Annotated in this window: 6 protein-coding genes; 5 read left to right on the plus strand and 1 reads right to left on the minus strand. The window is 74.4% G+C overall.

The annotated features are described in order from the left end of the window. The first annotated feature begins 573 nt into the window (after positions 1–573). The 5 genes from ACIQOV_RS13925 to ACIQOV_RS13945 all read left to right on the plus strand — a co-directional run bounded on the left by ACIQOV_RS13925 (position 574) and on the right by ACIQOV_RS13945 (position 7,524). Complete coding sequence (locus tag ACIQOV_RS13925; RefSeq protein ID WP_359902927.1) at positions 574–1,518, plus strand: PAC2 family protein; 945 nt, start codon at positions 574–576, stop codon at positions 1,516–1,518. 187 nt (positions 1,519–1,705) lie between these two features. Next, a complete protein-coding gene (locus ACIQOV_RS13930) occupies positions 1,706–2,713 on the plus strand; it encodes an SGNH/GDSL hydrolase family protein (protein ID WP_401048408.1) in 1,008 nt (335 codons plus the stop codon). A 208-nt stretch (positions 2,714–2,921) separates the two neighbouring features. Further along, positions 2,922–4,232, plus strand: a complete 1,311-nt coding sequence (locus ACIQOV_RS13935) for a deoxyguanosinetriphosphate triphosphohydrolase (RefSeq protein ID WP_401048409.1) — start codon at positions 2,922–2,924, stop codon at positions 4,230–4,232. Positions 4,233–4,289: 57 nt separating this feature from the next. Further along, positions 4,290–6,197 (plus strand): DNA primase, encoded by a 1,908-nt coding sequence (gene dnaG / locus ACIQOV_RS13940; RefSeq protein WP_401048411.1) that lies wholly within the window; start codon positions 4,290–4,292, stop codon positions 6,195–6,197. 121 nt (positions 6,198–6,318) lie between these two features. After that, positions 6,319–7,524, plus strand: coding sequence for a sigma-70 family RNA polymerase sigma factor (locus tag ACIQOV_RS13945; protein WP_401048412.1), 1,206 nt, complete (start codon positions 6,319–6,321; stop codon positions 7,522–7,524). Between the two features lie 13 nt (positions 7,525–7,537). Here ACIQOV_RS13945 and ACIQOV_RS13950 read toward each other — a convergent pair whose 3' ends face one another. Beyond that, positions 7,538–8,731, minus strand: coding sequence for a DUF2690 domain-containing protein (locus tag ACIQOV_RS13950; RefSeq protein ID WP_401048414.1), 1,194 nt, complete (start codon positions 8,729–8,731; stop codon positions 7,538–7,540). Positions 8,732–9,094: the final 363 nt, after the last annotated feature.

Raw genomic sequence — 9,094 nt, forward strand, 5'->3', positions numbered from 1 at the left:
GGTGGGGGCGGCGGCCCGGAACGGGCGGCGCGGGGTGCCGGAACGGACACGGATCCTCGGACCGGTCCGGCGGGAAGAGCGACGGGACAGTGTGCGTCCGCGAGATGGCCGAGGAGGGTACGAGAGCGCGAAGGGAAGCAGGCGGCCAGGTGAAGGCAAGATGCGTCGTGGGTGGCTGGCCGAGCACCGGACCGGGACGTGGCCGACGGCGTTACGGACGACGTGACGACGACGCGACGATGCGAGGCAGCGAGAGGACGATACCCGCCAGAAGGCGGTGCGTCACTTCGCGGCACGCGAATGGCCGCGCGGGCCGTTCGCGTGCCCTGCGGACCGGCCCCTCGCAGGGCCCTGACCAGGGAGTCTTCGGCCGGGTGCGATCATGGTCCGGAGCGTTCGTCCGAGGCCGTCGGGCGAGCCCCCCGGGGAGCCGTCGGACGGGCCCCGCGGGGCGCGCGGACGGGAGGTCCGCAGGGCGGGGGCCGGGGGTGGGAATTCCGGCGGCGCCCGGCGCGCTGGACAGGACGAGAAGCCGGTCGACCGGGACGAGCAGGGAACGGGGTTGGGTGCGCGGTGCGTGACTTCCAGGCGTTGTACGAGCTGGATCAGCAGGGCGTGGCCGCCGTTGCCGCGGCCAACGAGCAGTTGCGCGACACCGGTGCCGGCCTCGTGCTGCTCCAGCACTTCGAGGGCTTCATGGACGCCGGGGAGGCCGGCGGCCAGGTGGTGGCCCACCTGCTGGAGACGGGCGCGCCGCAGGTGGTGGCCCGCTTCGACCACGACCGTCTGGTGGACTACCGGGCCCGTCGCCCGGCGATGGTCTTCGACCACGACCACTGGACGTCCTACGACCCGCCGGAGATCCTGCTCCAGCTCGTCCACGACGCCGCTGGTGCGCCGTTCCTGCTGCTCACCGGCCCCGAGCCGGACGTCGAGTGGGAGCGCTTCGCGCGTGCCGTCCGCGAGCTGGTGGACCGCTTCGAGGTGCGGCTCTCCATCGACTTCCACGGCATCCCGATGGGCGTGCCGCACACCCGCCCGGTCGGCCTGACGCCGCACGGCAACCGGCTGGACCTCGCCCCGGGCTACCCGCAGTGGTTCGAGCAGGCGCAGGTCCCGGGCAGTGCCCAGGCGCTGGTGGAGTACCGCCTGGGCGAGGCCGGGCACGACGTCCTGGGTTTCGCCGTGCACGTCCCGCACTACGTGGCCCGCTCCGCCTACCCGGCGGCGGCCGTGCAGGTCCTGGAGGCGGTGCAGTCCGCCACCGGGCTGGTGCTGCCCGGTACCGGGCTGCGCGAGCGGGTCCCCGAGGTCTACGCCGACATCGAGGAGCAGCTGGCCCAGGGGGACGGCGAGTTGCGCTCGGCGATCCGCGGCATGGAGGGCCAGTACGACGCCGTGGCGGGCGCGGAGGGCCGGGAGAGCCTGCTGGCCGAGCCGGCGGACCTGCCCTCGGCGGACGAACTGGGGCGGCGCTTCGAGCAGTTCCTGGCCGAGCACGAGCGCGGCGCGGAGTAGCCGGGGCGGGCGGAACCGGGCGGCCGGACGGGGTCCGAGGGGCGGATTCCGGCCGGATCCGGCTCGTCGTGCGGCGATCGGGCGCGGATGGGAGTGATCGGCCGCGATCGTTCGTTGGCCCCTGGTGTGCCCGGGGGACGGGCCGCCGTAAGGAGCCGACCGTGACCCGTATCCCCGGGGGGAGACCATGCCGAGGACCGCACGCCCGACCATCGCCCTGACCGTCGGACTGGCCGCAGTGCTGCTGGCCGGCTGCACCGACAACGCCGGTACCGACCAGCAGGGGAGCGCCGCCGCCGGCGCGACGCCCGCCCGCGCGCAGGCCGGCGCGAACCCGTCGCCGACCGCCGCCCCGCCGCCGACCGGCCCGTACGTCGCGCTCGGCGACTCGTACACGGCCGGGATGAAGCTCCCGCCGCAGGTCGGCGAGCCGGGCGCCTGCTACCGCTCCGGGGCCAACTACCCGTCCCTGGTGGCGAAGGAGCTCTCGCTCGCCGCCGGGCAGTTCAAGGACGTCAGCTGCAGCGGCGCCCGCACCGGGGACCTGACCGGTCCGCAGAAGGTCGCGGACGGCACCAACCCGGCCCAGCTGGACGCGCTGACCGCGGACACCCGGCTGGTCACCCTGGGGATCGGCGGCAACGACGCCGGTTTCATGGAGGTCGTGACCGAGTGCGCCAAGGCCAACCTGGTGGACATCGTCAAGGGCGTGATCACCGACAGTGCCGACCGGATCAGCGATTCGCCCTGCCGGGACCACTACGCGGCCGGCAACGGCACCGACGACGTCCAGCGCAAGGTGGAGGCGGCCGGCGACCGGATCGGCCAGGTGCTCCAGGACGTCAAGAAGCGCTCCCCGAAGGCCAGGGTGTACGTGATCGGGTACCCGGGGCTGCTCCCGGCCGACCCGGCGAGCTGCCTGCCGGTGCTCGGCAACGCCGTGGCCGCCTCCGACCTGGGCTTCCTGGTGGAGAAGCAGCAGCAGCTGAACGGCATGCTCAAGAAGCGCGCGGAGGCCGCCGGAGCGGTGTTCGTGGACCTCGCCGGGCCCTCGGCCGGGCACGACATGTGCGCGGGGGAGGACAAGCGCTGGGTGGAGCCGCCCCTGCCGGCCCAGGGGCTGGTGCCGATCCACCCCAACGCCAAGGGGCAGGAGGCGGTGTCCGGCGTGGTCCTGAAGGCGATCAGGGGCTGAGGCCGCCCGGGCCGGGGGACGTTCGGGACGCAGGGGCGTAGACGCGGGGACGCGGGGACGCAGGGGGCGTGCGGGGCTGCGCCGTCCGGGTGGGGTCGACTCGCCGGGGCGGGCACCCGCGCGCCGCGCACCGTTCACGCCCCGGCCCGCGCTCCTTCGCGCGCGGCACACCCCGCGTGTCGGGGGCCCGGCGTACGGTGAAGGGCATATGGACGACACCACGCACCGCCTCGCCGCCCCGATCCCGTACGACCACGCTGCCGAGGCCCGCTGGGTCCCCGAACCCGACAAGCGCCCGGGCCGTACGGCCTTCCAGCGCGACCGTGCCCGGGTGCTGCACTCGGCCGCGCTGCGCCGGCTGGCCGGCACCACCCAGGTGGTCGCCCCGATGCGCAGCGACTTCCCGCGCACCCGGCTCACCCACTCCCTCGAATGCGCCCAGGTCGGGCGGGAGTTGGGGGCCGCCCTGGGCTGCGACCCGGACCTCGTGGAGACCGGTTGCCTGGCCCACGACATCGGCCACCCGCCGTTCGGCCACACCGGCGAGGAGGCCCTCGACCAGGCCGCCGAGGCCTGCGGCGGCTTCGAGGGCAACGCCCAGTCGCTGCGCATCCTGACCCGGCTCGAACCCAAGCGCTTCGCGCCCCAGGAGGAGCAGCCCGCCACCCGGCTCGCCCCCTGGCCGGGCCGCAGCGTCGGCCTCAACCTGAGCCGGGCCGCCCTCGACGCCGCCACCAAGTACCCGTGGACCAAGGGTGCCCACCCCACCGACCCGGCCTCGCCCAAGTACGGCGTCTACGCCGACGACCTGCCGGTCTTCCGCTGGCTGCGGGCCGGCTCCCCGACCGGGCGCAAGTGCTTCGAGGCCACCGTGATGGACTGGTCCGACGACGTGGCCTACTCCACCCACGACGTCGAGGACGGCCTCCAGGCCGGCCACATCGACCCGGCCGCCCTGCGCGCCCCCGGTGAGCGCGCCGAGCTCTTCAAGGTCGCCGAGCGCTACGCCCGGGACGCCGAGCCCCAGGAGCTGTCCGACGCCCTGGACCGGCTGCTCGCCCAGGAGTGGTGGCCCCGCTCCTACGACGGCACCGCCCGCGCCCGGGGCGGGCTCAAGGACCTCACCAGCCAGCTGATCGGCCGCTTCTGCCTGGCCGCCGAGCAGGCCACCCGCGCCCGCTACGGCCCCGGCCGGCTCACCCGCTACACCGCCGAGCTGGTGGTGCCGAGGGACGTCCGGCTGGAGTGCGCGGTGCTCAAGGCGGTCGCCGTCCGCTACGTCATGCAGCGCGACGAGCAGACCCAGCTGCGGGCCCGCCAGCGGATCGTGATCGCCGAGCTGGCGTACGTCCTCACCCAGCGCGCCCCCGAGGGGCTGGACCCGGTGTTCGCCGCCATGTACCGCGAGGCCGAGGACGACCGCGCCGCCCTGCGCACGGTCATCGACCAGATCGCCACCCTCACGGACGCCTCGGCCCTGGCCCTGCACGCCAAGCTGGTCGGCGCCGCCTGGGCGTAGCCGCCCGGAGGCGGCCGCCGCGGATCGAATGCCCGGCCGCCCCAGTAGACTTCCGGGGTGGCCGGGCGGATCAGGGACGAAGACGTACAGGCGGTGCGCAGCGCACTGCCGATCGACGCGGTGGTCGGCGACTACGTACAGCTGACCAACGGTGGCGGTGGCGAGTACAAGGGCGTCTGCCCCTTCCACGACGAGAAGTCCGCCTCCTTCTACGTGAACCCCGCCAAGGGCGTCTTCCACTGCTTCGGCTGCCAGGAGAACGGCGACACCATCGCCTTCCTGATGAAGATCGAGCACTTCACCTTCGCCGAGGCCGTCGAGCGGATGGCCGCCCAGGCCGGCATCACCCTGCGCTACGAGGAGGGCGGCTACAGCCCCCGCCACCAGCAGGGCGAGCGCACCCGGCTGGTCGAGGCGCACAAGGTGGCCGCCGCCTACTACCGGGAGCAGCTGGCCTCGCCGGAGGCGGAGATCGGCCGCCGCTTCCTGGCCGAGCGCGGCTTCGACGAGGAGGCCGCCACGGTCTTCGGCGTCGGCTACGCCCCCGTGGGGTGGGAGCACCTGGTCCGCTACCTGCGCGGCAAGGGCTTCACCGACAAGGAGATCCTGCTGGGCGGCCTCGCCTCGCAGGGCCAGCGCGGCGGCCTGATCGACCGCTTCCGGGGCCGGCTGGTCTGGCCGATCCGGGACATCGCCGGCGAGGTGGTCGGCTTCGGCGCCCGCCGCCTGCGCGAGGACGACAACGGCCCGAAGTACCTCAACACGCCCGAGACCCCGATCTACAAGAAGTCCCACGTGCTGTACGGCATCGACCTGGCGAAGAAGGAGATCGCCAAGTCGGGCCGCGCGGTGGTGGTCGAGGGCTACACCGACGTGATGGCCTGCCACCTGGCCGGGGTCACCTCGGCGGTGGCCACCTGCGGCACCGCCTTCGCCGAGGACCACATCAAGATCATCCGCCGGCTCCTGATGGACACCTCGCAGTACCGGGGCGAGACCGTCTTCACCTTCGACGGCGACGCGGCCGGCCAGAAGGCCGCCCTGCGCGCCTTCGAGGACGACCAGAAGTTCGCCGCCAAGACCTCCATCGCGGTCAGCCCGGGCGGCATGGACCCGTGCGAGCTGCGCCTGGCCCAGGGCGACGAGGCGGTCAAGCACCTGATCGACAACCCGGTCCCGCTCTTCGAGTTCGCGCTGAACTCGGTGGTGGCCCGGCACCGGGTGGACACCCCGGAGGGGCGTTCGGCGGCACTGGAGGAGTCGGCCCCGATCGTCGCCAAGATCAAGGACCGCTCGATCCAGCACGAGTACGCCGTCCGCCTGGCCGGCATGCTCGGCATCCTGGACGAGCAGTTCGTCGTCCGCCGGATCTCCCAGCTGGCCCGCTGGGACCGAGAGCGCCAGCAGAACCCGCGCGGCGCGGCCGCCCAGCGCCGCCCGGAGCAGGCCCCGTCGCAGCGCCCGGCGCAGCCCGCCTTCCGGCTCAACCCGCGCGACCCGGCCCAGTTCGTCGAGCGCGAGCTGCTCAAGCTGGCCCTCCAGCACCCGGACCTGGTCAGTCCGGCCTTCGACCACTACGGCGAGGACGAGTTCCCGACCCCGCCGTACACCGCCGTCCGGCAGGCCATCGCCAAGGCCGGCGGCGCCGCGCACGGGGCCGGCCTGCCCGACTTCACCAGCGCGGTGCGCGAGGCGTCCCCGGACGACCAGGTGCGCTCGCTGGTCACCGAGCTGACCGTCGAGCCGGTGCGCTCGCGCCGCAAGGTGGACGCGATCTACGCGGGGGAGTTCCTGGTCAAGCTGCGCATGCTGGCGGTGGACCGGCGGATCACCGAGGTCCGCGGCTACCTCCAGCGGCTCGGCCCCCGGGCCGAGGCCGAACAGCTGCACGCGGTGCAGACCGAGCTGTGGCAGCTCCAGCAGTACGGGCAGGAGCTGCGCAGCCGGGGTGCGGCCGCTCTCTAGCGTTCGCTTCACAGAAAGTCGGCGCACGAGTCTCGGCCACGGAGCGTGGCGTACCGCACACTGGAGGACGTCCCACCTCCGTACAGCGCGGGTCCGCCAGAGTCGCGCCCGCCCCGAGGGGATGCCCGTGGAGCAAGGCCTCGTCGCAGCGACCACCACCAGTACGGGAACGAAGCCCGCCGGACCGGCCGGACCGCAGGAGACCGGCGAGCAGGAGACCCACCACGGCCGGGCCCGGGCCGCGCCCCCGGACGGTGCCCGGATCCCCGCCCAGGGCCTGCCGGAGGGCCACCCGGACAGCCCGGCCCCCGAGGCCGAGGCCGAGCCCGGGGCCGTGTCCGGGTTCGAGCCCTCGCCCGGAGCGCGGGCCGGGGCCGAGGACCGGCGGGAGCGCCGGGGGCCCGCCGAGGACACCGGGCCGGCCGCTGACCTGCTGCGCCAGTACCTGCGCGAGATCGGCCGGATCCGCCTGCTCACCGCCGCGGAGGAGGTCGAGCTGGCCCGCCGGGTGGAGGCCGGCATCTTCGCCGAGGAGCGGCTGAACGGCGATCCGCCGCCGCCCGACCCGCTGGCCGTCGAGCTGGACTCCCTGGTGGTGCGGGGCCGGATCGCCAAGCGGCGGCTGATCGAGGCGAACCTGCGGCTGGTGGTCTCCGTCGCCAAGCGCTACGTCGGCCGCGGACTGACCCTGCTGGACCTGGTCCAGGAGGGCAACCTGGGACTGATCCGGGCGGTGGAGAAGTTCGACTACACCCGCGGCTTCAAGTTCTCCACGTACGCGACCTGGTGGATCCGGCAGGCGATGAGCCGGGCGCTGGCCGACCAGGCCCGGACGATCCGGGTGCCGGTGCACGTGGTCGAGCTGATCAACCGGGTGGTCCGGGCCAAGCGCGGCCTGCTCCAGGAGCGCGGCCTGGAACCGACGGCGGCCGAGATCGCCGCCGCCCTGGAGCTGACCGAGGAACGGGTGCGCGAGCTGCTGCGGCTGGCCCAGGAGCCGATCTCGCTGCACACGCCGGTCGGCGAGGAGGAGGACGTCGCGCTCGGGGACCTGATCGAGGACGCCGACGCCGCCTCGCCCGCCGAGTCCGCGACCTTCCTGCTGCTGCGCCAGCACCTGGAGGCGGTCCTGGCCACCCTGGGGGAGCGGGAGCGCCAGGTGGTCCAGCTCCGCTACGGGCTGGACGACGGCCGCCCGCGCACGCTGGAGGAGATCGGCGCGGTGTTCGGTGTCACGCGGGAGCGGATCCGCCAGATCGAGTCGAAGACCCTGGTCAAGCTCCGCGACCACGCCAGCGCGGAGCAGCTGCGCGGCTACCTCGACTAGCGGCCGGTCGTGGTCAGGACGGACCGGCCGACTCGGTCGACTCGGTCGAAGCGGCGGCCGGTGCTGCCGGGTCGGCCGGTGCCGGGTCGGCCGGTGTGGCCGGGGCCGGGGTCGTGGGCGCTCCCGCGCCGGTGCCCGGCGGGGGAGAGGCGGGACCGATCGGGATCGGGGTGGAGGCCACCACCATGGCCAGGTCGGAGACCACCGCGGTGCAGTCGTGGCCGGCTGGCTGGTAGCCGCAGACCTGGAAGGTGACGGTCGGGTCCGCCGCGTTCAGCATCGCCGAGTAGTTGTCGTAGCCCCAGTGGATGAGCGCCGTCTCGGCGTCGCCGGCGCTGTCGCTGATCGTCGCGTAGTCCTTCGGCTCGCCCTCGGTGATGGCCGCCCAGGCCGCCCGGCAGGTCCGGCTGTACCGGAGGTAGACGACCACCTTGCCGATCACCTGGGTCTGCAGCGTCCGGGCGTCCTTGCCGCAGCCGGTGGTCTTCGGGTCCTTGTGCGCGCAGCCGACGGCCTGACAGGCCGGGGCGCCCGGGGCGGGCTTGGCGCTGGGGGAGGTGCCGGCGTCGGCCGTCGCGGCGGGCCGGTCGGCCGCCGAGGCCTGCCCGTCGTGCCGGCTGATCCGCAGGCCCACCAGCACCAGCAGCAGCGCCAGCACGGCCGCGCCGGAGAGCAGCGCCGCCGGACGCCGCCACCAGGCGAGGGGGGCGGGCCCGGACTCCTGCCCGGTCGTCGGCGCCTCGCCGGCGGCCGGTTCAGGGGCGGTGGTCTCCTCGGGGGCGGGGCTTTTGGCCGCGGACTCCTCGGGGCCCGGGGGTTCGTCAGCGACGGCCGGCCGCTGCGGGCCCTGGCCGTCGCGCTCCTCGGCGACCGCCGCGCCCGCGCCCGCGTCCGTGCCTGCGCCGGAGCCCGCGCCCGCGCCCGTGACCGGCGCCGCGGCCTCCGGCCCCGCCACCGCCCGCCGCCACAGCGCCCGCAGCGCGGCCGCGTCGCAGTCGACCGTCCCGACCAGCGCGTCCAGCGCCTGCTCGGTGACGACCCGTTTGCCGTTGAGCCAGCGCTCCCAGGAGGCCCGGCTGTAGTGGGTCCGGGCGGCCAGTTCGGACAGTGACAGTCCGGCGGTGTCCTTGATGGCCCGGAGCTCCTCCGCCAGGCGTCTGGCGGGCTCGGACAGCTCCTCGGGCAGCTGCTTCCAGGCGGAACCCAACGCGGGCGCTCCAAACTAGAGAAACGGGGACGGGGAACGGGTGAGCGGCAGGTCCCGGCCCGGGCCGTTCGGCGTCTCCGCTTCTCCAACCTGATCGGCCTGGCGTCCCAAACCCCAGGTCATGGCGCTGAGACGGACGGAAGTGTCTCACAACCCCCGGAGACGCTCGAACATTCACGTGGTCATCGTGCAGAGTTCTCTGGCCGGTGCGGTTCACCCGTCGGTGGAACCGTTCGGACGCCGATCGATCACCCGTCGGTCCGCACCTGCTTCTCCAGCACCGGGGCCGTCACGAGGTACCGCCCGAGCCGTTGCGGCGGCGCAGCAGCCGGCGGCCGAGCAGCGGCGGGACGAGCACCACGG

Source organism: Kitasatospora sp. NPDC091257 (assembly GCF_044757675.1).
In the GTDB taxonomy this organism is placed as follows: Bacteria; Actinomycetota; Actinomycetes; order Streptomycetales; family Streptomycetaceae; genus Kitasatospora; species Kitasatospora lactacystinica.